We start from the raw sequence: 25,014 nt of genomic DNA on the forward strand, positions 1-25,014 counted from the left end.
CCGCCTTAGCTCAGGTACCCATTCGGGTTAAGGACGTACTTGGTGGCTGCGCCGGCGTCGAACTCCGCGTAGCCCTTCGGCGCTTCTTCCAGCGTGATGGGCTTGGCGTTAACGTTCTTCGCGATGCTCACCCTGTCATGCAGGATGGCCATCATCAGCTGCCGGTTGTACTTCATCACCGGGCACTGCCCCGTGGTGAAGCTCAGCGACTTGGCCCAGCCGGTGCCCAGGCTGAGGCTCAGGGCGCCCTTCTTGGCGGCCTCGTCAATCCCGCCCGGATCACCGGTGACGTAGAGGCCTGGGATGCCGAGGGCACCGCCGGCCGCAGTGATGTCCATTAACGAGTTCAGCACCGTTGCCGGAGCCTCCTCGGCGTCCCTGCCGTGCCCCTGCCCGCGCGCCTCGAAGCCCACTGCGTCCACGCCGCAATCCACTTCCGGTACGCCGATGATCTGTTCGATCTGCTCTGCTGGGCCTCCCTTGGTGAGGTCCACCGTTTCGCAGCCGAAGCTGCGGGCCTGCGCCAGCCGGTCCTCGTTGAGGTCCCCCACAATTACGACGGCGGCGCCCAGCAACTGCGCGCTCGTCGCCGCTGCAAGGCCCACCGGACCTGCCCCGGCTACGTATACGGTGGAACCAACACCCACCCCGGCGCTGACGGCGCCATGGTAGCCCGTGGGGAAAATGTCCGAGAGCATGGCCAGGTCCAGGATCTTCTCCATGGCCCGGTCCTTGTCCGGGAACTTCAGCAGGTTCCAGTCGGCGTAGGGCACCAGCACATAATTCGCCTGGCCGCCCACCCAGCCGCCCATATCCACGTATCCGTAGGCGCTGCCCGGACGGTCCGGGTTCACGTTCAGGCAGATACCTGTTTTGCGTTCCTTGCAGTTGCGGCAGCGCCCGCAGGCGATGTTGAACGGCACCGAGCAGAGGTCGCCGACTTTAATGAATTCGACGTCGCGGCCCACTTCCACCACTTCACCGGTGATCTCGTGACCCAGCACCAGGTTGGCCGGTGCGGTGGTGCGTCCGCGAACCATGTGCTGGTCCGATCCGCAGATGTTGGTGGCCACGGTTTTGAGGATCACGCCGTGGTTCACCGGACGTCCAACGTTGGCGGGATTAACGCCGGGCCCGTCTTTGAGTTCGAAGCTGGGGTAGTCGATGTCGATTACTTCAACCTTGCCTGGCGCTTTATAGGCAACGGCTTTGTTCCCTGTCATCTGTGTCTCCTGTAGTCAGGCCCCCGGTAGGGCAGCCGTGATTGGGGTAGGTGATGTACCCCTGCAGGCAGTGCCCCGCGCCGATCAGATGGCGCCTCCTTTGGTGCCACTGATCAGGTGCCGACGCTCCTGGGCTGGGGTCTGCCCAGTCTAAGCAGGGCCGGGGAGGCCGTTCCAGAGTCATAAGGGAGGGGGCTCTACCCTTTTTCGGATTAGGGGTTTTGGGAACCCCATGACTTCCGCTGCGAAGCCTTGTAGTGTCGGCACCGGATGCAGCCAGCAGCTAAACCATTTGTTGACGAAGGAGCGGACATGGCAGTCAGTGACGAAGAAGCACAGGTATTGGACCAGTGGAGCAACCGGCTGGCCCAGGCCCTGCAGATCCTGGACCTGGACGTGGACAACGAGCTGCTTCTTGATTTGGCCCGCAAGTCAGCCGAGTCCGTTATCCACCCGGCCGCGCCAGTCACCACGTTCCTGGTGGGCTATGCCGCCGGCCTGGAAGTCGGGACCGGCAGTGCCGGTACGCGGGAAGCGTCGAGCGCGGCCGTTTCCAAGGCCGCCGGCGTGGCTTTCGGGCTGTGCGAGGACGGACACGACGGCGGGCCCGCCAGCAGGGGCTGGGCGGACACCGGGCAATAGCTACCCTGCCGCCGTCGGCTCCTCTTCGAGGACCGGAACGGGCACCAGCCGGACGATCACGGCCTTGGACGCAGGCGTCTGGCTTCCCTCTGCCACGCTCTCCAGCGGCACCAGGACATTCGCCTCCGGGTAGTAGGCCGCCGCGCACCCGCGCGCCGACGGGTACGACACCACCCGGTAGTTCCGGAGCACCCGCTCCACGTTGTCCGGGTACACACCGTGGATGTCCACGTGCTGGGCGTCCGCAAGTCCAAGTTCGGTGAGGTCCGCCGGATTCACAAACACCACCTCGCGGCCCTTCTTGATGCCACGGTACCGGTCGTTGTGGCCGTAGATGGTGGTGTTGAACTGGTCGTGCGAGCGGATGGTCTGCAGGATCAGGGTGCCTGCAGGCCGTTCCACGTGTTCCAGTTCGTTGACGGTGAGCATCGCCTTGCCGGTGGGAGTGTTGAAGGTGCGGGAGTCGCGCGGCCCGTTGGGAAGGACAAAACCGCCGTCCTGCCGGATCTTCCGGTTGTAGTCCTCACAACCCACCACCACGTGGGAGATGTGCTCGCGGATCAGGTCATAGTTCTTTTCGAAACCGGCCCAGTCCGCGGAGATCCGGTCCCCCAGCACCTGCTGCGCCAGCCGGCAGACGATGGCCACCTCGGACAGCAGCCCCGGCGCCACAGGCTCCACCGTTCCGTGGGAGGCGTGCACCGCGCAGACCGTGTCCTCCACCGAAACGAACTGCGGCCCTGACTCCTGCCTGTCGATCTCTGTCCGCCCCATCGTTGGCAGGATCAAAGCCTCTGCCCCGGTTACCGCGTGCGAGTGGTTGAGCTTGGTGGAGATCTGGACTGAGAGCTCGGTATGTTCCATCGCCGTTTCAGCTGCGCGCGTATCTGACATGGCACCCACGAAGTTGCCGCCCAGGGCTATGAACACCTTGATGCCGCCGTCGCGCATCTGCCGGATGGTTTCCACCGCGTCCGCGCCGTGCTCCCGGGGCGGTTCAAAGCTGAATTCCTTGCCCAGCGCGTCCAGGAACGCCGGCGGCATCTGCTCCCAGATGCCCATCGTGCGGTCCCCTTGGACGTTGCTGTGTCCGCGGATGGGCGAGGCGCCGGCACCGGGTTTGCCGATGTTTCCGCGGAGCAGCAGGAGGTTGACGATCTCCTTGATGGTGGCGACAGCTTTCTTGTGCTGTGTGATGCCCATGGCCCAGGTGATGATCACCTTTTCCGCGCGCAGGTAGCGGTCTGCCAGTTCGTCGATCTCCTCGGACCGCAGCCCAGTGGCCTCAAGGACGGCCGCGTCGTCCAGGGTGGCAAGGTGCGCCTGGAGTTCCTCCAGCCCCAGGCAGTGATCCTCGAGGAACTGATGGTCCAGCACCGTCCCCGGCGCTGCGGCCTCGGCGTCCAGGACCCGCTTGGACACGGCCTGCAGCAGCGCCATGTCCCCGCCGAGCCGGATCTGGAGGAACTGGTCGGCCAAGTCCGTGCCGTGGCCGATGATCCCCTTCACCTTCTGCGGGTTCTTGTAACGCATCAGGCCCGCCTCCGGCAGCGGGTTGACCGCCACGATGCTGGCCCCGGCTTCCTTTGCTTCCTCGAGGGCGGTGAGCATCCGCGGATGGTTGGTGCCGGGATTCTGGCCCAGGATGATGATGAGGTCCGCTTTTTCGAAGTCGTTGTAGGAGACGGTGGCCTTCCCGACGCCGATGGTCTGGCCCATTGCCCATCCCGAGGATTCGTGGCACATGTTGGAGCAGTCGGGCAGGTTGTTGGTGCCGTACCCGCGGATAAACAGCTGGTACAGGAACGCGGCTTCGTTCGAGGTGCGGCCGCTGGTGTAAAACGCTGCCTGGTCCGGGCTGGGCAGGGACTTGAGTTTCTCCGCGATGATCCCGAATGCCTGATCCCAGCTCACGGGCCGGTAGTGGTCTGCGCCCGCGGGCTTGTACACGGGCTCCGTGAGGCGGCCCTGCATGCCCAGCCAGTACTCGGACCGCTCCCGCAGTTCACTGACGGGATGCTCGGCCCAGAACTCCGAACTGACCACCACAGGGGTGGCCTCCCAGGTGACTGCTTTTGCGCCGTTCTCACAGAATTCGAACGTCTTGCGGTGGCCGGGGTCCGGCCAGGCGCAGCTCATGCAGTCAAAGCCGTCCTTCTGGTTCAGCGCCAGCAGGGTTTTCCGCGACCTGTCCACGCCCATGTGCTTCAACGCAGGCTGCATGGAGTGGTAGACGCCGGGCACTCCTGCGGCCCAGGTTTTGGGATGTCCCGTCACCTCAAGCTCGGACTCGTCGGCTTCTTCGACCTTCGGGTTTTCGCGCGTCACGATGCACTCTCCTTGCTCGTCCCGGCCCCAAAACGTCCCAGCTTCTGCCGGCGGACCAGTTCCTTCCACAGTTGTTCAGGGTGGCCGGGAAGTCAAGGATGGGCGGCGGGCAAGTGGACAACAGCCACGCCGTGCAGGAGGAAGGGTTTGTCCACACAGCGATGACCGGCACGACGGCGGGTCCCGGCCCGCGCTAGGCTTGGTACCTCGGCTGAAGCAAGCGGCCGCAGGAACAACTGTGCGGAGCCGCTCCCAAATGTCCGACGATCTTGCCCTTACCGCCCTCGCGGCGTCGTCCTTTTCCCTGCCCGAGCTGCGTGAGGGCCAACTGGATGGCATCCGTGCCCTCGCCGGCGGCCGCGATGTCCTGGCCGTGATGCCCACCGGCTACGGCAAATCCGCCATCTACCAGGTCGCCGCCCGGTACCTGCAGAACACCACGGGGCGTCCCGCCGTCGTGGTTTCCCCGCTGATTGCCCTGCAGGAGGACCAGCTGGACGGGCTGGCCGGGGAGCTGGGCGAGGGCGCCGCCGTCGCCGTCAATTCCGCGCGCAGCGACTCGGAGGTGGAGGCCGCCTGGCAGGCTGCCGAGTCCGGCGAGGCAACGTACCTGTTCCTCGCACCGGAGCAGCTGGCCAAGCAGGAATCCGTGGACCGCATCGCCAAACTGGAAATCTCCATGTTCGTGGTGGACGAGGCCCACTGCGTCTCCTCCTGGGGCCACGACTTCCGGCCTGATTACCTCAACCTGGGGAATGTCCGCGAACGGCTCGGCAACCCGCCGGTGGCAGCGCTGACCGCTACCGCCTCACCGCCCGTGCGCGACGAGATCTGCGAACGGCTGGGCATGGCGGACCCGCTGGTCCTGGTCCACGGCTTTGATCGGCCCAACATCACGCTCGACGTGGTCCGCCACCAGGAGGACAAGGGCAAGCGCAAGGCCGTGCTGGGGCAGGTCGCGGCGCTCGCCCGGGAACAGGGGCAGGGGCTGCTGTACGCCGCCACCCGTAAGGACACGGAGAAGTACGCGGCCAAGCTCGAAAAGGAGGGGCTCCGGGCGGAGGCGTACCACGCGGGCCGCTCCGCAGGAGACCGCGAGCGGATCCACGAGCTGTTCCTGGATGACCAGCTGGACGTGGTGGTTGCCACCACCGCTTTCGGCATGGGCATCGACAAACCCAACGTGCGGTTCGTGGTGCACGCCGACATCCCGGAAGCCCTGGACTCGTACTACCAGGAAATCGGCCGGGCGGGCCGTGACGGTGAGCCGGCATCGGCTGTACTTCATTACCGAGCCGAGGACCTCGGCCTGCGCAAGTTCTTCGGCACGCACTCCCCCGATCCGGACTCGCTGCTGGACGTGTTGAAGGTCCTCAAGTCCGCGGGCGCACCCGCGCCCAAGACCTCCCTGGCGGAGCTCACCGGGATGCCGGTGCGCCGGGTCACGGGGCTTGTGAACCAGCTGGAGGAGACGGGTGGCGTCACCACCGGCAAACGCGGCATCCGCCTCACCTCCAAAGCCAAACTGCCCACCCTGGTGGACCGCGCCGTCGACATGGCCGAGGCCCGGCAGCGCATGGACCAGTCCCGGCTGACCATGATGCGCGCCTACGCGGAGACGGACAGCTGCCGGCGGCAGTTCCTGCTGGGCTACTTCGGCGAGGACCTGCCGGAGCCGTGCGGCAACTGCGACGCCTGCGCGGACGCTGCTGAGCGCGCGGATGCGCCCGGCTTGGGAACAAACGCGCACGACGACGGCGGGCCGGGGTCCGCGGAAACGGGCGCCTCAGGTGCCGACGAGCCGTTCCCGCTCCAGTCCGCGGTGGTCCACAAGGAGTGGGGTCCGGGGCTGGTGATGCGGCATGAGGACGACGTGATTACCGTCCTGTTCGAGCAGGAGGGCTACAAGACCCTGTCCCGTACCGCCGTTGTGGAGCACGAACTCCTGCGCCCCGCTTAGCTGCTGCCCACGCGGGTAGGCTGGAAGGACACTCCGACGAAAGGCCCGCCGCGTGGAAGTACCTTCCTATGTCTGGACGCTGACCATCGCAGGAATTGTTGGCCTGCTCGCCTTCGATTTCTTTTTCCATGTGCGGAAGGCCCACACGCCCTCGCTCAAGGAATCCGCCACCTGGTCCGCCATTTACGTGGGTATCGCATTGCTCTTCGGACTGGGCGTGCTGATCTTCGGCGGGCCCACCATGGGCACGGAGTACTTCGCGGGGTACGTCACGGAGAAGGCATTGTCCGTGGACAACCTCTTCGTGTTCCTCATCATCATGGCCAGCTTCAGGGTGCCCCGCGCCGACCAGCAGAAGGTGCTGCTCTTCGGCATCGTTTTCTCGCTCATCGCCCGCACCGCGTTCATCTTTTTGGGTGCCGCGCTGATCAACAGCTTTGCCTGGGTGTTCTACATTTTCGGGCTCATCCTGCTTGTCACTGCCGGCAACCTGCTCCGCCCGAACGCCCACGACGACGAGTCCGAGGGCCTGGTGGTACGGCTCGCCAAGAGGTTCCTGCCGGCGTCGGAACACTACGACGGCGACAAGCTCTTCACGATGGAGAACGGCAAGCGTGTCCTCACGCCGATGCTGCTGGTCATGGTGGCCATCGGCGGCACGGACATCCTTTTTGCGCTTGATTCGATCCCGGCAATCTTCGGCCTGACCCAGAACGTCTTTATCGTTTTCACTGCCACGGCGTTCTCACTGATGGGTTTGCGGCAGCTGTTCTTCCTGATCGACGGGCTGCTGGACCGGCTGATCTTCCTCTCCTACGGCCTGGCAGCAATCCTTGGCTTCATCGGCGTAAAGCTCATCCTGCACGCCCTTCACGAAAACACGCTGCCGTTCATCAACGACGGCGAACACGTCAACGTGGTGGAAGTCAGCACCCAGGTCTCCCTGAGCGTGATCCTCGGCGTCCTCGTGGTGACCGTCCTGGCGTCCATCTTCAGCCCCAAGGGCAAGGCCAAGAACGCTGTGTCCGGCGCCAAGCGCCACGCCATCGAGTACCTGGACCTCAACTACGAGACAGACATGGTGGAGCGGGACAAGCTCTTCGCCAAGATGTGCCGCGAGGAGGACCAGATCCGCCAACTGCCAGAGAAGTACAAGAGGCTCGTCCGCAACGAGACGGAGTTCCTGAACCTGCTGCGCAGCGCCCACGCGGAGCACGACAAGGCCCAGGTGCGGGCGGCCGCGGACAGCTAGCCTCGGCCGGGTCTGTTCCGGCGGACTTACTGTCAGTGCCTCTTGCTACGTTGGATTCAAGGCCAGGGCAACCGTCCTCCGGCCCGGCTGTCGATGGGGAGGCCCCGTGTTTTTGCTTGAAGCTGCAGTAGCTGGCGCGCCGCCGGACCTGGTGTTTTCCGCCAGCGACCTGGTGGCCGCCAGCGAATGTGAGTACCGCACGCTCCGGGTCCTGGACGAGAAGCTGGGACGCTCTCCTAAAGCTGTCTTTGAGGCCGACGAGATGCAGGTCCGGGCCGGCGAGCTGGGTGACAAACACGAGCAGACAGTCCTCGCCAGCCTGATTGCGAAGTACGGAGAGTGGGACGCCAGCCGCGGGGCGGGCGTCTACTCCTTGGAAAGAGGCCAGAACCTGCGCGGGGAACTGCAGGCCAGGCACGCCGAAACCGAGCTCGCCCTCCGCTCCGGCGCCGACGTCGTTTTCCAGGCCACCTTCTTCGACGGCGAGTTCCTGGGCTACGCGGACTTCCTTGTCAACGAAGCCGCCGGCACGGGCAGCCCCGGCCGTTACGAGGTCTGGGACACCAAGCTGGCCCGGCACGCCAAGGTGGGCGCCCTGCTCCAGCTCGCGGCCTACGGGGACCAGCTTCTCGGCATGGGTCTCGAGCCCTCCCCCACCGTGACCCTGGTGCTGGGTACCCGCATAGGTGACGACTGGCTCCGCAGCAGCCACTCGCTTCCGGACCTGCTGCCTGTTTTCCGGGAACGGCGCCGCCGATTCCGCGAATTGACTGCGCGGCACCGGGCCGCTGAGAGCATCGTGCAGTGGCAGCAGCCGGGGATAGTCCACTGCGGCCGGTGCGACTACTGCGCCGAGCAGGTGCAGGCACACCGGGACCTGCTGATGGTGGCAGGGATGTCCGTGGTGCAGCGCAGGAAGCTGCGCGCGGCCAATATCACCACCATCGACGAGCTCGCGGCGATGCCCGCCGAGGAGGCCAGGAATTCTGTAGTCCGGCTGCGGGCGCAGGCCCGGATGCAGCTGGGCCTGGATGCACCGGCAGGATCCCGGACCTTTACGAAGGACGGCCAGCCGCACACGGTCTCGTTCACGGTGCTGCCGGAGAACACCATCGGGTCCCTCCCTGCGCCCAGCCCGGGAGACATCTTTTTCGACTTCGAGGGCGACCCGCTCTGGCAGGACCCTGCCACCGGAGCATGGGGTATTGAGTACCTGTTCGGTGTGGTCGAGGCACCGGTACCAAGTGATCCGGGTGACCCTGTTTTCCGCCCGTTCTGGGCCCACTCCCGGTCGGAGGAACGCCGCGCCTTCCTGGAGTTTCTGGACTACGTGGAAGAGCGCCGGGCGCGCTACCCGGACATGCACGTCTACCACTATGCCGCCTATGAAAAGACCGCGCTGCGGAACCTCTCCCTTGCCCACCAGGCCGGCGAGGACACCGTTGACACCTGGCTCCGGGAGGGCATGCTCGTAGACCTCTACGCGACGGTTAGGCAGTCACTGCGCATCTCGGAAGCGTCGTACTCCATCAAGAAGCTCGAACCGCTGTACATGGGCAATAACCTGCGCTCCGGGGACGTCAAGGACGCCGGAGCCTCCGTGGTTGCGTACGCAGCGTACTGTGCCGCCCGGGATGCGGGGAACGTTGCCGAAGCCGGGAAGGTCCTCGCGTCGATTTCCGATTACAACCAGTACGACTGCCTGTCCACGCTCCGGCTGCGTGACTGGCTCCTCGAGGTTGCCGGGCAGCCCGCCGCCGTGGCCACCCCGGAAGCAGAGGCCGGCCAGCCCGCTGTTGCCGCGTCCTCCGAAGGCAGGGCCGCACCGGAGGAAACTCCGGAGGAGTCCAGGCTGGGCGAGTACCTCGCCGGACTGCCGGACGACGTTCCCTGGACAGACGACCAACGCGCCATTGCCATGGTGGCTGCCGCTACCGGTTATCACCGCCGCGAACGCAAGCAGTTCTGGTGGCAGCACTTCGACCGCGTGGAAGCACCGATCGAGAACTGGTCTGACCAGCGGAACGTGTTCGTCGTGGAATCGGGCGAAGTAGCTTCCGACTGGGCACTGGCCAAGCCGAAGGAACGGATGCGCACCCGAATACTGCGCCTTCGGGGCACCATGACGGAGGGGTCGGACTTTCGAGCGGACTCCAGCTGGTGCCGGCTCTACGATGCGCCGCCGCCCGACGGCATGGCCGCGCCCGACGCCGCTCCTGGAGCAAGGGCCTTTACATTCGGCACCAGGATCGGTGACATGTCGCCGGCGCCCGACAACCCCGAACACGTCATTATCACCATCGCCGAGCGTGAGTCCGGCAAGGTTGCGGCCTACCCGCACCTCCCCGTCGCCCTCACCGAGGACCAGCCCCTTGCCACGGCCAGCATCGAGGCCGCGATCGCGGAAATCGCGGCCAGCGTTGGCGCGTCTGTGCCGGACCTGCCGGCCCAGCCAGGCCTGGACATCCTGCGCAAACAGCCCCCGCGGTTCCGCACGCTCCGGCAGCCCGTGGAGGTCCCCCACGGGCCGGACGGCTCAGCCGACTATGCCACTGCGATTACTGATTCCGTCCGCGATCTCGACCGCTCCTACCTCGCGGTCCAGGGACCGCCTGGCACGGGAAAGACCTACGTCGGCGCCCATGTCATTGCCCAACTCGTCGCTGAAGGCTGGAAGATCGGCGTGGTGGGCCAGTCGCACAACGTCGTCGAAAACCTGCTGTGCTGTGCCATCAACACCGGCGGCGTGGATCCCGCTGCAGTCGCCAAGAAACTCTCGGCACCGCACGACGTTCCGTGGAAGTTGCGCGGGGACGGAGACGTGGCCCGGCTGTTGGCTACACCCGGAGGCTGCCTTGTAGGCGGCACAGCATGGACCTTGACGGGCAAGGAAGTCCCGGCCGGTTCGCTGGATCTGCTGGTCATTGACGAGGCCGGGCAGTTCTCGCTCGCGAACACCCTGGCCGTCTCCCGGGCGGCGAAGCGGCTCCTCCTGCTGGGTGATCCCCAGCAGCTGCCGCAGGTCACACAGGGGGCACACCCAGAGCCGGTGGATGAATCAGCATTGGGCTGGCTGGCTGCGGGACATGCCACCCTGCCTGCCAGACTTGGTTACTTCCTGGCGGACAGCTGGCGGATGCATCCGGAACTGTGCCGTGCGGTCTCCCGGCTGAGCTACGAAGGCAAGCTCCAGGCGGCGCCCGCGGCTTCGCAACGCGAGCTTGAGGGGTGCCCGACGGGGGTTGAAACAGCTTTCGTCAACCACAGCGGCAATACCACCTCCTCGAAGGAAGAAGCTGCAGAGGTGGTCCGCCAGGCGCGGCGGCATCTCGGGCTGAAATGGACTTCCAGTGCGGGTGCAGAGTCCCGGCCCCTGGACCAGGACGACCTTTTGGTGGTGGCCGCCTACAACGCACAGGTCCACCTGATCCGGAAAGCCCTCGAGGAGGAAGGCCTGAACGGCGTCCGGGTGGGAACAGTGGACAAGTTCCAGGGCCAGGAAGCACCGGTGGTGCTGGTGTCGATGGCCTGTTCGGCAGTCAGCGAGGCGCCCCGCGGGGCCGAGTTCCTGCTGAACAGGAACCGGATCAACGTGGCGGTATCGCGCGGGCAGTGGCGGGCGGTCATCATCCGCTCCCCCGAGCTCACCAGCTACATGCCGCACCGGCCGGCATCCTTGGAGGAGCTCGGCGCGTTTATAGGCCTCAGCCCGCGGGAGTGAAGTTGTCGGACGGCATGCGGCAATGCAGCGGGAGCCTGACAATCCCACACTTCAGCGGCACCACGCTCGTGCGGCAAGGCCCGTGACCAGGGTCAGCGGGCCCTGAAACCGCGGAAGTTGCCCTCCGCCGGGGACATCGAGTCCTCCACCCGCTCCACCCGGCCGGGTGTGGCGTCGGAGTTCAACCAGGACCTGAGCTCGTGGATCTTCCACTGCGGCCCTTCAGCCACCAGTGAGACCGAACCGTCGTCGAGATTTTTCACCTCGCCGGTGAGGCCCAGCTCCTCCGCCTTGCCCGCCGTCCAGAAGCGGAACCCGACGCCCTGCACCACGCCGAACACGCGGGCAGTCAAGCGCACCGCCCCGGCGTCGGACTCAGGCAAATTCGACGCACTGGAAGACGAACCTTCCGGGCCCATTGGCCTCTCCTCTTTTGCCAACTAATCACCCGCCACGAATGCTCAACGGCCGCAGGTAAAGCGGCTGGTTTCCCAACTGGGTCGCAGTTAACGCTCCGAAAACGGATCTTCACGACGTAATGTGCGACCCAGTTGGGCCGGCGGAACTTAGTTGATGGTGATGTCGCGGGTGCTGTGGTTGTAGCGGATGGTGACCGTCCCGCCGTCGTGGTGCAGTTCGTGGTTGGGTCCGTCGAAGGTGCCGAAGGCGCCGTAGTTCTCGTCCCACGACCGGTTCAGGGCGATCTTGAAGGTGTAGTGGCCGGCCGGCAGTTCGGCGCTCTTCTTCCAGAGCTGGTCCAGGAAATCGAACTCCATCTGGGCTTCGTCGTACTGCGGCGCCCAGTTCTCGGGCGCACCGAGGATGGTGTTGAAGTCGCCCGCAACAGCCACAGCTTCGGGCTGCGGGTGCGTCTCGACGTCCGCGTCCTCAACCGGCTCGGCAGCAGTTTCGGCTTCCGGGGTCTTGGCAGGAGCCTTGCCACGCACTGCCTTCACCACGGGTTCGACGGCGTCCTCGATCACTTTGGCTGCTTTGCCTACGGCTGCAGCGGCCTTCTTTCCAGGAGTCTTCTTCGCGGCGGCCTTCTTGGTCTCCGTCTTGGCCGGGCCCGCTGCCGGCACTGCTGCCAGGGGAACTGCGCTCGTCCTGCGGACGAAGCCTGCGGGAGCCGTGGGAACCGGGGTGTCGGCAGGAACGGGGGTTCCGGCGTCGAGCGCGGTGGCGAAGGACACCGGATCCGGGTAGGCGACCGTGGCGCGCATACCGTCTTCGGTGATGGTCCAGCCGGAGCGGCCCTTGACGAGCCAGCCGGCCTTGACAAGCTTGGCCGTGGCTGAAGTCAGCGTCTTGTGGCCACGGGGAATGCCGCCGCTGAGCAGCTCGCCCTCGTGCTCGTTGAACGGCACGCGTGCCGTAGCCTCCGCGAGGACCTCGCCCGCGTTCAGTGCATCGCCGGACCACACGCCTTCGGTCAGGACATCCAGCACGGTCTTGAGTCGAAGGAAGGTGTTTTCTGCGGTGGACTTGGCCATGATTCCCCTTTTATAAAAGCGATCGGTCTTAGGCATCTTGCCAACTGCCCGTTAAATCGCGCGACTTGAAATGGTTAACTCTGCGTGTCGTGACCGACTATTAAGCGGACATTCCGGCAAGTGAGTCTGGGGTCTCAGGTTTCGGGGCTGGCTTCACAACCCCGTAGTGCTGACATGGATGCCACCCGGCACGTCCCAGACACGTCTGCGGCACCCAGTTTAGCGGTATAACCGAGCGCTTGTTGCGTGAGACACAACGGGCGTCAGTGCGTGACTTCTCCGCGGTTCAGTTCGTCCAGCAGTTCCGCCTTCCGCTCCTCGGAGGCGAAGGACGAATGGATGGAGTTCGCCGCCAGTCGGGCCTTGTCGAAATCGGAGAGTTCGAAGGCCGCTTCCAGCTGCGTGAAGTTGTCATCCACGTAGCCGCCAAAGTAGGCGGGATCGTCCGAATTCACGGAAACGTTGAGCCCGGCAGCGAGCATGGCGGGCAGGGGGTGGTTGGCCAGGGTGTCGACGGCGCGCAGCCGGACGTTGGACAACGGGCAGACGGTCAGCGGGATCCGGGCGTCCACAAGGCGCTCCACCAGGTCGGGATCGTCCATGCAGCGGATGCCGTGGTCGATGCGCTCCACGCCGAGGATGTCCAGGGCCTCAATAATGTACGACGCCGGCCCCTCCTCGCCTGCGTGGGCCGTCAGGCGGAGCCCCGCTTCACGTGCCTTGGCGTAAAGCCGCTCAAACTTCGACGGCGGATTCCCCACCTCTGCTGAGTCCAGCCCGATCGCTCCGATGGGCGCGTTGATGGCCAACAGCCTATCCAGGACTTCCAGCGCCGACTCCTCGGAAAGATCGCGCAGGAACGCCGCGATCAGCATGGTGGAGATCCCGTGGTCTTCCTCGGACGTCGCCAGGACTGAGGCCACGCCATTGACGCAGGTCTCCAAGGGGATGCCGCGGGAGATGTGCGCCTGCGGGTCCAGCATGATTTCGGCGTGCCGGACGCCGGCCGCGGCAGCCCGCTCAAGGTAGGCGCGGGTCATGTCGGCGAAGTCCTGTTCCGTCTGCAGAACGGCCATGTTGGCGTAGTACAGGTCAAGGAAGGACTGCAGGTCGGTGAACTCGTACCGCGCCCGGAGCTCGTCAATCCCGCTGTAGGGCAACGCGATGCCGTTGCGTTCCGCGAGCGCAAAGATCAGCTCCGGCTGAAGTGTCCCCTCGATATGGAGGTGCAGCTCCGCCACCGGGAGGAGCCTGGTGGGGACCTCGGGCTCAACTGCGACGGGCTCGGTTTCAGGCGCGGCAGTACCGCCCGCAAAGTTATCCATCCGGTCAGGATAATGCCCTCCGCCGGAAACGCCACTAGAGTCGAACCAATGCAGAATGCAAAGCACGCTGATGACCTGCAATATCCAGCTCCTGCCCACGCAACCGACGGCTTCGTCCGGGTGCGCGGAGCCCGTGAAAACAATCTGCGCAACGTGGACGTTGACGTTCCGCGCGATGCGATCGTGGCGTTCACCGGGGTTTCCGGCTCCGGAAAGTCGTCGCTTGCGTTCGGCACCATTTACGCAGAAGCCCAGCGCCGCTACTTCGAGTCCGTGGCCCCTTATGCCCGCCGGCTCATCCAGCAGGGGCACAATCCCAAGGTGGAGCTGATCAGCGGCCTGCCGCCCGCCGTCGCGCTTCAACAGCGCCGCGGCGCACCCAGCAGCAGGTCAACGGTGGGAACGGTCACCACGCTCTCCAACTCCCTGCGCATGCTCTTTTCCCGCGCAGGCACGTACCCCGCCGGTAGCACCCAGCTAGACTCGGACGCGTTCTCCCCCAACACCGCCGCAGGGGCGTGCCGGGAATGCCACGGCTTGGGCACCGCGCACACCGTCACTGAGTCCTCGCTCGTCCCGGATCCGTCCTTGAGCATCCGCGACGGCGCCATCGCTGCCTGGCCCGGCGCGTGGCAGGGAAAGAACCTGCGGGACATCCTCACCCATCTGGGCTACGACGTGGACACCCCGTGGCGCAAGCTGCCAAAGAAGCACCGCGACTGGATCCTCTTCACCGAGGAACAGCCCGTGGTGGAGGTGACGCCCCAGCGGGACCGCGTGGCCAAACCGTACAAGGGGCGCTTCTGGAGCGCGAGGAGCTACGTGCTCCATACGCTGGCCGATTCGCAAAGCGCCTCAATGCGGGAGCGGGTGCTTGCGTTCATGGAGTCCGGGCCGTGCCCACGCTGTTCAGGCACCGGGCTGACGCCGGAGGCCCTGGCCGTCACGTTTGCGGGACGGAGCATCGCGGAGCTCAACCGCCTTCCCATGGTGGACCTTGCGGAGATCGTCCGCCCCACCTCCCAGCTGCACGACGCCGGCACAGCCTCGCGCACGCATGTCTCCGGTGAGTCGAACGAGGTTGCCGTGGCCATCACCAGGGACCTGCTCCAGCGCATCACTGTCCTGCTGGACCTCGGGCTCGGCTATCTTGCTCTGGGCCGCGCGACGCCCACTTTGTCGCCGGGCGAGATGCAGCGGCTTCGCATCGCCACCCAACTGCGTTCCGGCCTCTTCGGCGTGATCTACGTGCTGGACGAACCGTCCGCAGGGCTCCACCCGGCCGACGCCGAGCCCCTGCTGGACGTGCTGGAGCAACTGAAGTCCTCCGGCAACTCGGTGTTCGTGGTGGAGCACAACATGGATGTGGTCCGCAAGGCGGACTGGCTGGTGGACGTCGGCCCACGCGCCGGCGAAGGCGGCGGCGAGGTGCTCTACAGCGGACCCGTGGACGGGCTCGCCGGCGTCGAGGCATCCGTCACGAGGCCCTTCCTGTTTGGCGAAGCGCTGCCGCAGGTCGCCGACGATACGCGCAAGGACCAAACACGGGAGCCTGCCGGATGGCTGGAGCTGAAAGACGTCAGCCGGCACAACCTGCGGGGACTGGACGCCCGTTTTCCACTTGGCGTCCTGACTGCCGTCACCGGTGTTTCAGGTTCCGGCAAGTCCACCCTGGTGAGCCGAGTGCTGGGCGAAGTGGTGGGCTCGGGGCTCAGGACGCCCCTGGAGCCGGACGAAACCGCGGAGCCCCTGGCGCTGGGAACCGTGACCGGAAGCGACCACATCGATCGCCTGGTGACGGTGGACCAGAAGCCCATCGGCCGGACGCCGCGCTCCAACCTCGCGACCTACACGGGGCTTTTTGACGCGGTCCGCAAGATTTTTGCCGCCACTGACTCAGCAAGGGCGCGCGGCTTCGGTGCCGGCAGGTTCTCCTTCAACGTGGCCGGCGGGCGCTGTGAAACCTGCCAGGGCGAGGGCTTTGTTGCCGTCGAACTGCTCTTCCTGCCCGGCAGCTACGGCCCCTGCCCTGAATGTGCCGGGTCCCGCTACAACCCGGAAACGCTTGAGGTGCAGTACCGCGGCCGGAACGTGGCCGAAGTGCTGGCCATGACGGTGGACATCGCCGCAGAGTTCCTGGCCCACGTCCCTGCCGCGGCGCGGAGCCTCAAAAGCCTGCAGGACGTCGGGCTCGGCTATCTCCGGCTCGGGCAGCCGGCCACTGAGCTTTCGGGCGGGGAGGCGCAACGCATTAAACTGGCCACGGAACTACAGCGGGCCCAACGCGGCCACACCCTGTATCTGTTGGACGAACCAACCACCGGCCTGCACCCCGCTGACGTGGAACTGCTGATGGCGCAACTCCACGGCCTGGTGGAGGCAGGAAACTCGGTGGTGGTTGTTGAGCACGAGATGGCAGTGGTGGCCGGCGCCGACTGGGTGATTGATCTGGGGCCGTCAGGCGGGGACAAAGGCGGACAAATCATGGCAACCGGGACACCCGCCGTCGTCGCACAGTCCCCTGAAAGCCGCACCGCCCCCTACCTGGCCGCGGCACTCCGTCAGGAAAGCACCAGCCAACGCCCAGAAAAATCTCGATTTGATAACGCCGGGGCTATGTCCTAGCGTGAAATGCATGCCCGCGAACGTGGGCGCATGAATGCCCGGTGCTGCCCCCACCAGAACTGCCCAGCTGGCAGCCACCGAAAATGACCTCTATTCGTCAGGGGTGGGCAGTGGCGCGACGATCTCCGGGGACGGAGCCAGCGCAGGTGGCCTTCAGGAGCATCACCATTATGAAACACACTAGATTCCGTACTGCCGCGCGCCGCGGCGCCACCGTAGCCGCCATTTCAGCCGCAGGGATCGCTCTCTCGGCCACCGGGGCAAACGCCGCTACAAGCGCCTCCACTTGGGACGCCGTCGCGCAGTGTGAGAGCGGCGGCAACTGGGCCACCAACACCGGCAATGGCTACAGCGGCGGCCTTCAATTCAGCCCCAGCACGTGGGCAGCCTACGGCGGCACGGGTTCCGCCGCGGACGCCAGCCGCGAGCAGCAAATTGCGGTCGCCGAGAAGGTCCAGGCGTCCCAGGGCTGGGGTGCCTGGCCATCCTGCGCCGCGCAGCTCGGCCTCAGCGGGGGCGGCACCGGCGTCGCACCACAAAGCGTGCCGGTCCAGGCCGCACCTGCCCAGGTTGCCCCAGTCCAGGCCGCACCGGTTCAGGCTGCCCCGGTCCAGGCCGCGCCGGTTCAGGCTGCCCCGGTTCAGAACGCGCCCGCTGCCCAGGCGCCCGTCGCCAAGCACGTCACCGCGGTTGCCCTGAGCGGCGAGACCTACACCCTGCAGGCCGGCGACACCTTGAGCATCGTGGCTGAGAAACTGGGTGTCGACGGCGGCTGGCAGCACCTTGCCGACGCGAACCTGGACACCATTTCAGATCCGAACCTCGTCTTCGAAGGACAGGTCATCCAGCTTCCCGCGTGAATCCTTTCCCGCGCGAACGTGGCACGGTAGTGCCTGACGCCCGCAAGGGCTCCCCAATCGGTCGGCGATAGACAAATTCCGTTGACCACAGAACGACGCCGGCACGCCCCCACAAGGGGCGGGCCGGCGTCGTACTTTTCTTTAAGTTATTGAAGCCGGATGCTTAGCTGGCTGCCGGCAACTCACGGACGATGCGCACCTTCCAGGCGGCGTCGTCGCTCGTGTCCAAAAGGGCAACGGTGCCGTGCGCCAGGTTGAGGGCAACGCGTTTGGCGGCCAGGAGCTCCAGGTAGAGGTGCTCGTTCATCCGGCTGGGGGTATCGATCATGTACTTCACGGCATCGCGGACCTTGCGGTAGTTGGCGCTGCGTTCGCGGTGCAGGTGCAGTTCCAGGGCAGACCGCTGCTTCAGCCTCGGCTCGTGCCGGTTCAGCCAGGTGACGGCAGCATGGACGCCGACGACGAGGGTGAGTGAGACGCCGTAAATCCACCATCCGCTGGAGAGCAGGAAGAGCGGCAGATTAGCGATGGCCACGGCCGCGATCACCACGCGCAACGCGGCGATGCGGCGCATAGTGGTGGCGACGGCGGCCACGCCGGCGAGGAAGCCATGCTGCTCCTTGATGGCGGCTTCGGGGTCGAGGGTGAATTCGTCAAGGACCAGGATGCCCTTAGCTTCCGGGCTCAGCATCTGCCCGTAGCGGGGCGCGAAGGAGCGTGTGTTTCCGGCGGAGTTTTCAGGTGTGAATGTCATGAGAGGGCTTCCAGAACGCTGGGGTGGTTGCGGTGATCTTAGTGGTTCCGTCCATCCGGTGTATGTAATGGTCCACGATATGAACATCTGGGTGCCGCGTTTGTGGTGCCCGGCACTGCAATTGGCACATCAGCCGGCTGCCGTCAGACTGAAGGGATGCAAACATTCCTTCCGTACCCCGACTTCCGGCAGAGCGCCGCGTCCTTGGATACTGCCCGGCTCGGCAAGCAGCGTGTCGAAGCCCTGCAGACGCTCCGTGCACTGGTGATTCCCGGATACGGCTGGCAGACCCACCCGGCCATCCGGATGTGGATGGGGTACGTGCCCGCGCTGACCATGTACGGGTTGGCGATGGTGGACGAATGGACCCAACGCGGGCACCCGGACAAGACCCGCGCCAACATCACAGAGTTCGCTCCTCAGGCCGCCCACCCGGACTACGCTTCAAAAATTCCGATGCCGCCGTGGCTTGGCGATTCGGACTTCCACCTCAGCCACCGCTCCAAGCTTGTGCGCAAGGAGCCGAAGTTCTACAGCTCCGTCTTCACGGACGCGGTTCCGGACATGGACTACCTCTGGCCCGAGCCCAAGCACGAGTTCCTGCCGCAGGAACCCGAGGGGGACATTCTCTGGATCCTCCGGTCGCCGCATCATGACGTCGATCCCCAGACGCTGGACACGGTGGCACTGCCGCCGGTGCATGGTTTCACGGCTGCCGCCGCTACTGATGCCGACGACGACTACACCCCTGTATACATTGAGGACTCGTCCCGCCGCCCCTCCAAGCAGCCGCGCAAGGCACCGCCGAAGCAGCTGGTGAAGAAGCCCACCCGCAAGCGCCTGGCTCAGGAGGAAGCCTTCTCCACGCTCCCCGGAAAGACCCCCGTGGCTGTCCCGTTCGAGCACGGTACGAAGTTTGCGGTCGGGCAGGTAGTGGGCCGGCCCATCACTCTCGAGGACGGCAGGTTCGGCAGGAACTTCACCGTCACCGAGATCATCGACAGGTCTGCCTTCGCTTACCCGGCACTCCTGCAGGACCCCCGGGTGTTCTTCCCGGTGGAGGCACCGTAGGGCATGACGATCCTCCTGGCCGGTTGCGGCGATCTTGGAACGGAAGCCGGACTGCGGTTCGCCGCGCAGGGTCACCGGGTTGTGGGCTGGCGCCGCTCACCTGCGAAGCTGCCGCCGGTTATCGAAGGCGTGGCGGCTGACCTGAGCGCTCCCAACCTTCCGCCGGTGCCTGCCGACACCACCGCCGTCGTGATAGCTGTAGCCGCCGACTCACCAACAGAGGAGTCCTACCGGGACGCGTACATGCGGGGCCTCACGCACGTCCTTGACGCGTTGGAGCGCGACGGCGTTACGCCGGAGCGGGTGCTCTTTATCTCCTCCACCGCTGTTTATGGCGACGCCGGCGGCGGCTGGGTTGATGAGGGTACCGCAGCGGTTCCCGGCGGATTCTCCGGACGGGTCCTTTTCGAAGCCGAAGAACTCCTGCACGCCAGGTTCGAGGGGACACGAACCGAGGCGGTCTCGCTGCGTCTTGGCGGCATCTACGGCCCGGGCAGGACCCGGTTGATCGACCAGGTACGCAGCGGTTCAGCCATCATTCCGGAAGATGTCCGGTACACCAACCGTATCCATCGCGACGATGCCGCTGCTGCGATCGTTCATCTCGCCACCATGGCTCTCGAACTGTCGCCCGTTTATGTTGGTGTGGACGACGAACCCGCCGACCTCGGTACCGTGCTCCGTTTCCTGGCCGCCGAGATGGGCCTGGCCGAGCCCCCACTGGGAGACGCCGGGCCGGCGCGCGGCGGTAACAAGCGCTGCCGGAACCGACTCCTGCGAAACACTGGTTTCGAGTTCAACTTTCCGTCGTTCCGCGAGGGCTACCGTGACATTCTTGCCGGGAACGGGGTCCGGCACCCGTAGGTTGTGGCCTTTCCCCTGAGTATCAGCGCTTAGGCTGTCACCTGGACGCCAACAGCTTTGACGCGACGCGAGTGAGACAGGAACCATGGATTTTCGGCACATCATCGAGACGGTCGGAGAATTTGTCGACTTTGCCGGAGTGGCCGTTATGGTCATCGGGGCGCTGGTTTCCATTCCGCTGGCGCTCCGCGGACACCAGCCGCGCAACTTACCGGCGGGGGCTGAAAGCCTCAGCACCTACCGCCTTTATCGGCAGCTGCTGGGCAGATCCATTTTGTTGGGCCTCGAACTCCTGGTGGCGGCCGACATCATTCGCACTGTGGCTGTCACGCCGACGTTCGAAAGCGTGGGAGTCTTGGCCATGATTGTGCTGATCCGGACGTTCCTGAGCTTCTCGTTGGAGCTGGAAATTACGGGACGCTGGCCGTGGCAGAAGGAAGAACGTACGTCGGATTCCGCGGAAGCCACCTCGCGCTGATTTTTTTGGGATGCGTCCTGCGTAAGTTATCCACATAGCAACTTCTGCACGCACTTTTGCCGGTGGTCTTTGGCAGAGTTGTCCTATGGAAGCCCTGGGGGATCAGCTTGCGGAGTTCGGCGGTTCCACTGCCGTGCTGACGCGGGCTGGAACCAGTCCCGCACATGGCCCTGGAGCGTACGACGACGGCGCTTGCCCCAGTTCCAGACCTCGCCTTCGCGTCGGTCCCGCCACGCACACACCTCGCGAAGTTGAGTCTGTCGAAGCTCTGCCGGCTGAATTTGTGCCGGGTGAAGCTGTGCCGGGTGAAGCTGAGTCCTCCGAAGCTGTGCCGGTTCAGGCCGCGCCCCTGGACTCTGCGGACAGGCGAGGTGCCGGTGCCGGTGCGCCGGTCAGCCTGGCAGATATTGGCCGGCTTCTGGCTGCTGCCGCTGCTGCTGCACCTGGTTTGCTGGCTTCGGCTGACTACGTGGAGGCCGCTGATTTCGCCGGGCAGGTTGAGGACCTCTCCCGGGGCGTGGAGTACCTGCAGATCCTTGCCGCCGGCGCCGTGGACCGGACCCGCACAGGGGCCATCGCCGCCGCGGACGCCGCCCGGGCCGGCCGCTCCCGCACGGGCAAGGGCTGGGTCACCGGCTGGGACAACGGCGTGGAAACCCTGAACGAAACCGACGCAGCCTGGCCCAGTGAAGCACCTGCCGGCCCTGGCGGGACTGCGACGGCCGGTCGTGACCGGGTCATCACCTCACCGGCCGATGACGGGTGCGCCAACACCGCCGAATTCCTCCGCCAACGGCTGCGTATAAGCAAGAGTGAAGCCCACCGCCGTCTCGCCCTCGCCGCGGACATCCTCCCCGCGACCACGCTCACCGGCGACACCATCCCGGCCCCGCGCGAACACCTCGCCGCCGCCCTCACCCCCACACCAGCCACAAACCCCGACGACACCGCCCCAAACTCCGACCCTGACACCGAGGACACCAAGGAGGACACCAACGGCGCCGGTGCAGTCCTGCTGCCCGGTCAGGCCCCGGCCTGCCCGGCCGTGTCATCCCGTGCCGGGACCATCATCAGCCTGACCCTGAACCGGCTCCAACACCTCACCACCCCGGAGAAACTCGCGCTGATCGAGGAGAACCTCACCACCACCGCCGCGACAACGGACCCGGACTTCCTCACCCGCGTCGCCCGCCGCTGGGCCGACACCATCGACGCCGACGGCACCGAACCCAGCGAAGAAGCCCTCCGCCACACCCAGGGCGCGTTCATCCGCAAACCCCGCCACGGCCTGCACCACCTCGAGATCTTCGCCACCACCGACCAGTACGAACACCTCCTCACCGTCATGAACACCGCCACCAACCCCCGCACCACCACCAGCACCAGCACCGGCACTGCGACTGGCACCGGCACCGGCACCGGACAGGACGGTTGGGCTCACGGCGACCCTGACCTGGACCGCCGCACCCGGCCACAGAAACAACTCGACGGCCTCATCGGCGCCGCCAAGGTTGCCCTCGCCACCAACGCCCTGCCCGGCACCGGCGGCAACCGACCCCAAATCATCGCCACCATCAACTACCAGGGCCTCCTCCCCCACCCCGACAACAACCCACCCCGCACCGGCAACGGCAACGGCACGGGGAACTTCGCCTTCACCGGACCCGCCGCCCCGGCGACCCTCCGCAAAATCGCCTGCGACGCCGACATCATCCCCGCCATCCTCGGCACCCACGGCGAACTACTCGACCTCGGCCGCAAAAACCGGCTCTTCACCCCCACCCAACGCCTCGCCCTCACCGCCCGCGACCAAGGCTGCACCTTCCCCCACTGCACCATCCCCGCCCCCTGGTGCGAAGCCCACCACATCACCTACTGGTCCCACGGCGGCCCCACCACCATCAACAACGGCGCACTCCTCTGCACCGGCCACCACCACCTGATCCACAAAGACCAATGGACCATCACCACCATCAACGGCACCCCCTGGTACACACCCCCAAAACACATCGACCCCCACCAAAAACCCCAACAAAACACCTACTTCAAACCATCCCCACCACCCACCCGACAGTGAGGGCCCGCCACCGTAATGAACACCGCCGGAATGACAACCAGGCAGGAATACGGCGCCCGGCCCGTAAAGCAGCTCTGTCCCGGGAGGAATCCACAGGTTCCCACCGACGACGGAGTTGCCACCCGTCGCACATCCAGCAAGCCGTACCTCCCAACCCGGAGGGCTCCTGCTGGTTTCCGACGGGCTCCGTTAGGCTTCACAGCATCACTGCAACGACCAACGCCAAGTCAGCATGGATTTTCCCGCGGTCATTCCTCAGGGCGGTGGCCATCTTCCCCAGATACCCACGCGATGAATCAGCAGGAGGGCGATGAAACAGCACCAGGACGGGGCGGCGCGGTGGCCGTTGCCGGAGGAGCTGCCTCTTCCTGTCATCATGGATCAGCAATGGATCGACGCCGTTTTCCTCCACTGGCGCATTCCGGAACCCGTTGCTGCCCGGTTTATGCCTCGGGGCGTGCAGCCGGACACCTTCGACGGAAGCTCCTGGGCGGGCCTTATCGGCTTCCGCATGAAGAAGGCTGGGATTGGACGCGGGCCAGGCATCCCCCACCTGGGGAGTTTCACTGAGGTCAACGTCCGCCTTTACTCCAGGGAGACTGACGGTACACGTGGTGTGGTTTTTCTGAGCCTGGACGCCAACCGGCTGCCCGTGGTCCTGGCCGCTCGGGCGGCTGGCTTGCCCTATGTCTGGTCGCGCACAGGTTACGAGCCGCCCTCCGCCAGGTCCCCTGTCACCAGCTACTCAGTTCGCCGGTTCAGGCAGGGCGCCAGCAGCAGATTTCGCGCGGCGCTGGATCTTGGTAAGTTCGTGGAGGATCCCCTGTCCACTCATCTCACTGCACGTTTCGGGCTGCATAGCACTTTCAAGGGCCAAACGCTCTACATCCCTAATACACACGAACCATGGCCCCTGTACGGGGCAAACGTGCTGGAACTGAACGATGGGTTGATGGCAGCCGCGGGGATTGAAGTGGACGGCCCGCCGGAGTCTGTTCTGTATTCGCCTGGGGTCCGGACCCAATTCGGCCGGCCCCGTTTCCTCGGCCGATAGCTGGCCCCGAAGCTATAGGTCCTAAACGTCCTGCCAGCCGCGGCCCTCATCGAAAGTGGCCACAAGGGTTCCGACTCCAGCGTTCAAGGAGTTGGACGGGTCGAAGTACAGCGATGCTTCAGTTGCGCGGCTGTGGGTGATCAGCTGCTCGGCCTCCAGTTTTGCCTCGGGAACAGTCGCCCCGATGATGCCTGTCCGCGCCGGAAGTTCGGGCGCGTGCACTACATCAGCATTCGTCTGGGTCAGCGGAATGGTGGCACCGGAGTTAATTTCATCGTGCGGGAACTCAAACCCGGCATCGTTGGCTGCGGCAGGGATGGTGTACTCCAGGAAATAGGTCATGAACCCACCTTTGCAGAAACCCCTCGTCATCGAAAGTGCGCTCAGCGGGTGGAGGGCCAGGTATGTATTCCCACGTCAGCGGCGCACTCCTATACTTGCGGCATGATGATGTCGCTGTGGTTTGGCGTCATAGCATCCAGCGCCCTGGTCGTTGGTGCTTTCGTCGGCGTCCGCTTCGAACTGCCTAAGCGTCTCCTGGCCATGCTGTTGGCTTTCGCCGCCGGCTCGCTTATCACTGCCCTCGCTTTCGAATTGTTCGAAGACGCTTACGAGCGCGGCGGGATCCTCCGCGCAGCCATCGGCCTCATGGGCGGTGCAGTGGTGTTCACGGTCCTCAGCGCGCTGTTGGACCGGTGGGCTCAGGCCGGAGAACAGAAACAGGCCACGCCTGCCGACGAGTTCGAGGGCAGCGCCAAGCTGGACACCGACGCGGCCGCCAGCGACAAACCCGCCACATCTGCTTCAACCCGCGGCGCAGCTGGCTTGGCGCTTTTGGCTGCCGTCACCCTGGACGGCGTGCCGGAAAACGTTGCCCTAGGAATCTCGCTGGGCGAGGGAACCGGCGGCTTGGCCCTGCTCGCGGCGATCTTCGTCTCCAATTTCCCGGAAGCGCTGGTAGGCTCGGCGTCCATGCGCAGCCAAGGCCGGTCCACCGGCAGCATCCTCGGGCTGTGGGTGGCGTGTGCGGTCCTACTCGTCATCGCCGTCGTAATGGGAGCCGGACCGCTCTCCGGAGCGGACCCGGAGGCCATCTCCATACCTTTGGCGTTTGCTGCCGGTGCGGTGATCGCATCGCTCGCGGACACGCTGATGCCCGAGGCGTACGAACATGGCGGTCCTGCCGTCGCTCTCAGCACGGCCGCAGGATTCGTCCTCGCGTTCGTGCTGTCACTGGCCTAAGCAGTAGGCGCCAGGCGGCTGCCGCACCTAACACCCAAGAGCCCG

The 25,014-nt window shown here is 65.5% G+C and carries 19 protein-coding genes; 12 read left to right on the top strand and 7 right to left on the bottom strand.

Features of this window, described 5'->3' with window-relative positions; genetic code table 11:
* Positions 1-5 precede the first annotated feature (5 nt).
* Entirely contained in the window at positions 6-1,223 is a 1,218-nt protein-coding gene (gene fdhA, locus QFZ70_RS13525) for a formaldehyde dehydrogenase, glutathione-independent (RefSeq protein WP_307096331.1), read from the bottom strand.
* 312 nt (positions 1,224-1,535) lie between these two features.
* Here fdhA and QFZ70_RS13530 point away from each other — a divergent pair, with 312 nt between their 5' ends.
* Positions 1,536-1,865: a DUF6457 domain-containing protein gene (locus QFZ70_RS13530; RefSeq protein ID WP_307096333.1), complete on the top strand. Its 330-nt coding sequence runs from the start codon at positions 1,536-1,538 to the stop codon at positions 1,863-1,865.
* Here the strand turns inward: QFZ70_RS13530 and QFZ70_RS13535 are convergent, their stop codons facing one another.
* Complete coding sequence (locus QFZ70_RS13535) at positions 1,866-4,193, bottom strand: FdhF/YdeP family oxidoreductase (RefSeq protein ID WP_307096336.1); 2,328 nt, start codon at positions 4,191-4,193, stop codon at positions 1,866-1,868. It abuts the gene before it with no gap.
* A gap of 256 nt (positions 4,194-4,449) precedes the next feature.
* Between QFZ70_RS13535 and QFZ70_RS13540 the strand changes: the two genes are divergently transcribed.
* From QFZ70_RS13540 to QFZ70_RS13550, 3 genes are all read left to right on the top strand, one after another.
* The gene (locus QFZ70_RS13540; RefSeq protein ID WP_307096337.1) at positions 4,450-6,153 is read left to right on the top strand and encodes an ATP-dependent DNA helicase RecQ; all 1,704 of its coding nucleotides are present in this window, start codon (positions 4,450-4,452) and stop codon (positions 6,151-6,153) included.
* Between the two features lie 52 nt (positions 6,154-6,205).
* On the top strand, positions 6,206-7,405 hold the full coding sequence (locus QFZ70_RS13545) for a TerC family protein (RefSeq protein ID WP_307096339.1): 1,200 nt from the start codon (positions 6,206-6,208) through the stop codon (positions 7,403-7,405).
* A gap of 106 nt (positions 7,406-7,511) precedes the next feature.
* Positions 7,512-11,126, top strand: a complete 3,615-nt coding sequence (locus QFZ70_RS13550; protein WP_307096341.1) for a TM0106 family RecB-like putative nuclease — start codon at positions 7,512-7,514, stop codon at positions 11,124-11,126.
* A 92-nt stretch (positions 11,127-11,218) separates the two neighbouring features.
* Here the strand turns inward: QFZ70_RS13550 and QFZ70_RS13555 are convergent, their stop codons facing one another.
* The 3 genes from QFZ70_RS13555 to QFZ70_RS13565 form a co-directional block, all read right to left on the bottom strand.
* Positions 11,219-11,545: an acylphosphatase gene (locus QFZ70_RS13555; protein WP_307096342.1), complete on the bottom strand. Its 327-nt coding sequence runs from the start codon at positions 11,543-11,545 to the stop codon at positions 11,219-11,221.
* A 147-nt stretch (positions 11,546-11,692) separates the two neighbouring features.
* Positions 11,693-12,619, bottom strand: a complete 927-nt coding sequence (locus QFZ70_RS13560) for a glycosidase (RefSeq protein WP_307096343.1) — start codon at positions 12,617-12,619, stop codon at positions 11,693-11,695.
* Between the two features lie 263 nt (positions 12,620-12,882).
* Complete coding sequence (locus QFZ70_RS13565) at positions 12,883-13,944, bottom strand: adenosine deaminase (RefSeq protein WP_307096345.1); 1,062 nt, start codon at positions 13,942-13,944, stop codon at positions 12,883-12,885.
* A 48-nt stretch (positions 13,945-13,992) separates the two neighbouring features.
* On the opposite strand from QFZ70_RS13565, the gene uvrA reads away from it, so the two are divergent.
* Entirely contained in the window at positions 13,993-16,569 is a 2,577-nt protein-coding gene (gene uvrA / locus QFZ70_RS13570) for an excinuclease ABC subunit UvrA (RefSeq protein WP_307096346.1), read from the top strand.
* Between the two features lie 170 nt (positions 16,570-16,739).
* Complete coding sequence (locus tag QFZ70_RS13575) at positions 16,740-17,429, top strand: transglycosylase family protein (protein WP_307096347.1); 690 nt, start codon at positions 16,740-16,742, stop codon at positions 17,427-17,429.
* A 163-nt stretch (positions 17,430-17,592) separates the two neighbouring features.
* Here the strand turns inward: QFZ70_RS13575 and QFZ70_RS13580 are convergent, their stop codons facing one another.
* The gene (locus tag QFZ70_RS13580; protein ID WP_307096349.1) at positions 17,593-18,183 is read right to left on the bottom strand and encodes a hypothetical protein; all 591 of its coding nucleotides are present in this window, start codon (positions 18,181-18,183) and stop codon (positions 17,593-17,595) included.
* A 156-nt stretch (positions 18,184-18,339) separates the two neighbouring features.
* Here QFZ70_RS13580 and QFZ70_RS13585 point away from each other — a divergent pair, with 156 nt between their 5' ends.
* The 5 genes from QFZ70_RS13585 (at position 18,340) to QFZ70_RS13605 (ending at position 23,727) form a co-directional block, all read left to right on the top strand.
* Positions 18,340-19,254: an MSMEG_6728 family protein gene (locus tag QFZ70_RS13585; protein WP_307096351.1), complete on the top strand. Its 915-nt coding sequence runs from the start codon at positions 18,340-18,342 to the stop codon at positions 19,252-19,254.
* A 3-nt stretch (positions 19,255-19,257) separates the two neighbouring features.
* The gene (locus QFZ70_RS13590) at positions 19,258-20,118 is read left to right on the top strand and encodes an SDR family oxidoreductase (protein ID WP_307096353.1); all 861 of its coding nucleotides are present in this window, start codon (positions 19,258-19,260) and stop codon (positions 20,116-20,118) included.
* Between the two features lie 85 nt (positions 20,119-20,203).
* Positions 20,204-20,596, top strand: a complete 393-nt coding sequence (locus QFZ70_RS13595; RefSeq protein WP_307096355.1) for a DUF1622 domain-containing protein — start codon at positions 20,204-20,206, stop codon at positions 20,594-20,596.
* An 85-nt stretch (positions 20,597-20,681) separates the two neighbouring features.
* Positions 20,682-22,673, top strand: coding sequence for an HNH endonuclease signature motif containing protein (locus tag QFZ70_RS13600; RefSeq protein ID WP_307096357.1), 1,992 nt, complete (start codon positions 20,682-20,684; stop codon positions 22,671-22,673).
* Positions 22,674-22,983: 310 nt separating this feature from the next.
* On the top strand, positions 22,984-23,727 hold the full coding sequence (locus QFZ70_RS13605) for a YqjF family protein (RefSeq protein WP_307096359.1): 744 nt from the start codon (positions 22,984-22,986) through the stop codon (positions 23,725-23,727).
* 21 nt (positions 23,728-23,748) lie between these two features.
* Here the strand turns inward: QFZ70_RS13605 and QFZ70_RS13610 are convergent, their stop codons facing one another.
* On the bottom strand, positions 23,749-24,069 hold the full coding sequence (locus tag QFZ70_RS13610; RefSeq protein ID WP_307096361.1) for a hypothetical protein: 321 nt from the start codon (positions 24,067-24,069) through the stop codon (positions 23,749-23,751).
* A gap of 102 nt (positions 24,070-24,171) precedes the next feature.
* Between QFZ70_RS13610 and QFZ70_RS13615 the strand changes: the two genes are divergently transcribed.
* Positions 24,172-24,969: a ZIP family metal transporter gene (locus QFZ70_RS13615; protein WP_307096363.1), complete on the top strand. Its 798-nt coding sequence runs from the start codon at positions 24,172-24,174 to the stop codon at positions 24,967-24,969.
* The last annotated feature ends 45 nt before the right edge of the window (positions 24,970-25,014 follow it).

The sequence above is a fragment of the Arthrobacter sp. V1I9 genome, from assembly GCF_030817075.1.
GTDB lineage: Bacteria > Actinomycetota > Actinomycetes > Actinomycetales > Micrococcaceae > Arthrobacter.